The organism is Actinoplanes sp. NPDC051470, from assembly GCF_040682035.1.
Taxonomy (GTDB): Bacteria; Actinomycetota; Actinomycetes; order Mycobacteriales; family Micromonosporaceae; genus Actinoplanes.
The window spans coordinates 1-3,245 of record NZ_JBFBAA010000079.1; the positions used below are offsets into that span (position 1 = coordinate 1).

Below are 3,245 nucleotides of genomic sequence, written 5' to 3' on the forward strand. Positions count from 1 at the left end.
ATTAGCCGCGAATTCCCACAAATCCGGGAAGATTCGCAGACGTGTAAGCGGGCCTAAGGCGATGGGTTCGGGGAAGTGTTGCGGAAAAGTTTGACCTCCCCCTACCGGTTGCCGGGTGACTGAGCACCCGGTTTGTTGGTTGGGGTGTGTGTCATGTCCGGTTGCCTCGGCCTGAGTTGCAGGGCAAGCAGGCCGGCCGTAGGTTGTTGAGTTTGTTTGTTCCACCTTTGGATAGTGGAACAATGTGGTCTGCTGTTGTCGCTTTGCGACGTAGGCATATTGAGCAGATCGGATCATCTTTGAGGATGATCCGTCTATTGGTTAGATACTCTTCTGTGTAGCCCCGCTGTTGGCGGGTCTTCACGTGGTGCCGTCGTGGCTTATGTGTAGGGCATCTACTAACACCGTACGGTGTGAGGGTCCTACATATTGAGCATGTGGAGAACATATCTGTTCTCTATTCCGTAGCTATATAGGCAGCCCTGCTAGGGCTGCCGTATATGGGGTATCTATGGGAAGCCCTCTTGGGGCTTCCCTATATGTATTAGTTGTTTCTACTAGGAACCCCTCTTGGGAGGGGTTCTACTAGGTAGCTATGTAGTAGGCCCTGTAGGGGCCTTCACTATATATACGTCCCCGGTTTCGGTATGTCCCGGGGAGTGACCTCGGTCACTTCTACGCGGGAGGGTTGTTGTTCACGACGGAAGGCCGGGGGAAACCGGCCACCCGTAAAGTTGTCCTCAGCACCGGGAAGCCCCACGGCAACCCGGTTTTCTAAAACCCTCAAAGGTAGAGTTGAGATGGTCGTACCTTCGGCTGTCGCCTACCTGGACATGTCGCAGGAGGTTGTCAGTGACAACGGATACCAAACGGTCACGCCGGAGGCCCGCCCGTATCGGCCACGTCGGACAGGCGTACTTGGTTGCAATAGAGCGGAAGCGGCAGGCAACCGCTGAGGCGATGCGGAAGATTGCTCGGGGTGCTGCGTGAGCCTTGCCCCCAATGTGACCGCGGACCTGCTGACCGTGGTGGAGCCGCTCAACCGCTTTTCGGAGCACGCGGCTTGGCCGGCCGCAGTCCGGAAGGTGCACGCAACCTATTTGGCCGACGGTCCTCAGGTGGCGGAACAGAAGGCGGCTGAGCTGGTCGAGCTGTTCGAAGATGTCTTCCTGACGGACGCTGTCAGTTGATCGGACTCCGCCTAGATCTTCCCGACCCGTTGCTGTGGTGGTGGGAGTTGTTCTGGTGGTGCCGGGTTCGTCGACGGCATCATGTGAAGTTCAGTTCCTACGGTCGCTGCTACCGGTGCGGTCGGATGATGCGAACCCGTTGATTCGCGCTACGACGGATGCGCCTTCCCTCGCTGTGGCCCTCGGGAACGCCCTAGCGTTCCTACCGGCTCGATCGCTGATCCCGTACGTAGCAATCCGTGTAAACGCCTCCGGAGTGTTCACCTGTGGAACCGATAGCTACGCCGCTGGAACCGACGTAGCCCCGGTCACCGGTTACATCGGTGACGCCACCGAGGTTGTCGCCCTGGTCGACAAGGAGGGCCTGACCGCCCTCGAAAAGGCCGCGCGGGAAGCGAAGAAGGTAACCGCCACAATCGAGATCAAAGACGGCTTGGTGACGGTCTCCCCAATGGGGATGCAACCGGGATCCGCGGTTAATCACCAGGAAGGTGCCGACAGGTTCACCGAGCTGCATTCTGCGGTGTGGGAAATCATCGACGCTGCGGAGAGGCGTAAGAACGTACTCCCGCCCGGCGTGATGCTCGACCCGACACTGTTTGGCCGGTTCTCAAAGGTGAAGGCCGACAAGTCGGAGCGAAAGGCTGACCTTTTGTTCGCGGAAGGTCATGAGCCGGTTCTCATCAAGATAGGTCCAACGTTCAAAGGGCTGATTATGCCCGTGGACCGTGAAGTCAACTCGCGTGAGTTGGGACAGGACGGTTTGTGGTGAGCAACATCGACGTAGCAATGAAGACTTCCGCGGTCGTTACCTCGGCGGTTCAGTGCCTCGCGGCTGAGCGTTCCAACGAGTCCAGTCCGCACTACGCCGCCCATGTCGAATACAGCGACGAGCTGCTGGCTCTCGCTGCTCGTGACCTCGTTCGGTCGATCGACGCACTTCCGCCCAGCGAGCGCCCGATCGGGTGGGACGACGAGTGACTGTCACCCGGTCTCACGGGTTGAAGCGGCTCAGCTTTCAGGTCCTCACCGTGGAGTGCCCCCACGGGTACCGGCAAGCGCTTTGCCATCCCTCAGCCTTCGGCCGGCGCAACGCTGCCGAGTCCATTTTCCAAGACCTTGAAGCGGACCTGATGCGGTCCGCGCATCCCTCAGGAGGTATCTGCAAGTGACGATTCAGGTTGACATCAATGGTCAGGCGCAGCGGATCGGCATGAACTCTGACGTGAAGGCGCGGTGGGTGAAGCGGCTGAGATCCGGGGACTACCCGCAGGGAACGGGGGCGTTGCAGAACGACAAAGGCTTCTGTTGCCTCGGGGTGCTCTGCGAGATCGCCGTTGAGGATGGGGTGATTCGGCCGGCCACCCCTGATTCCCACGGGGATTACGTGTACGACAGTAGGGTGAGCTTCCCCCCTGCCTCTGTCACCGAGTGGGCGGGACTGGAAAGTCAAAACCCGGACGTCCGAGGGTTCAACCAATATGGGCGGTCGGTGAATGCGCCGATCGCTGACTTCAACGATCTGTACGGGTACGACTTTGTTGCATTGGCGGATCTGATCGAACAGCAGTTGTGACCTGAACAGGAAACCCCTCAGCCTTTCCGGGCTGGGGGGTTTCTTCTGTTGTCAATCAGCCGGCTTGATGCGGTGAACTCTTGGCCGGCTGTTAGCTGCCTCTGGTCTTGATATGCCGATGGCGATTAATTCGTCAATCGGTTTGCCATGTTCGGGGCAGAGTAGGGCGAAGAAGGTCTCTGCACCGCTTGTCATGGTGTATGGCTTAAGGCCATCTTCTGTGCCGCATACAAGGCACACTCTTTCCACTGCCATCAAGGGCCTTTCCCCGACGATGTTCGGAGGGACGTTACCACTGGTCGAAGCCTGGGATGATCCCAAGATCCGCAGGCCACGTGCACTTCGTGCCACGTCTAAACGGGCAGATGAGTCCGAGCCGGGATAGATATCCCGCAACCGAGGCGGACAGTGACCTACTGGTCACGCGTGCCTTGACCGAGTTGTCCGTTGTCTCAAACAACGCGACACCAACGCGGTCA

Annotated in this window: 5 protein-coding genes; 4 read left to right on the forward strand and 1 reads right to left on the reverse strand. The window is 58.8% G+C overall.

Annotated elements, in window-relative coordinates; translation table 11 throughout:
* Nucleotides 1-151 precede the first annotated feature (151 nt).
* The gene (locus AB0M54_RS47805; RefSeq protein WP_364480032.1) at nucleotides 152-448 is read right to left on the reverse strand and encodes an HNH endonuclease; all 297 of its coding nucleotides are present in this window, start codon (nucleotides 446-448) and stop codon (nucleotides 152-154) included.
* Nucleotides 449-986: 538 nt separating this feature from the next.
* On the opposite strand from AB0M54_RS47805, the gene AB0M54_RS47810 reads away from it, so the two are divergent.
* The 4 genes from AB0M54_RS47810 (at nucleotide 987) to AB0M54_RS47825 (ending at nucleotide 2,766) form a co-directional block, all read left to right on the forward strand.
* Nucleotides 987-1,190 carry a hypothetical protein gene (locus AB0M54_RS47810; RefSeq protein WP_364480035.1) on the forward strand — a complete coding sequence of 68 codons (204 nt, stop codon included), beginning with the start codon at nucleotides 987-989 and terminating at the stop codon, nucleotides 1,188-1,190.
* A 40-nt stretch (nucleotides 1,191-1,230) separates the two neighbouring features.
* The gene (locus AB0M54_RS47815) at nucleotides 1,231-1,962 is read left to right on the forward strand and encodes a hypothetical protein (RefSeq protein ID WP_364480038.1); all 732 of its coding nucleotides are present in this window, start codon (nucleotides 1,231-1,233) and stop codon (nucleotides 1,960-1,962) included.
* The gene (locus AB0M54_RS47820; RefSeq protein WP_364480041.1) at nucleotides 1,959-2,171 is read left to right on the forward strand and encodes a hypothetical protein; all 213 of its coding nucleotides are present in this window, start codon (nucleotides 1,959-1,961) and stop codon (nucleotides 2,169-2,171) included. The genes AB0M54_RS47815 and AB0M54_RS47820 overlap by 4 nt, the downstream gene beginning before the upstream one ends.
* A 187-nt stretch (nucleotides 2,172-2,358) precedes the next feature.
* Entirely contained in the window at nucleotides 2,359-2,766 is a 408-nt protein-coding gene (locus tag AB0M54_RS47825; protein ID WP_364480043.1) for a hypothetical protein, read from the forward strand.
* Nucleotides 2,767-3,245: the final 479 nt, after the last annotated feature.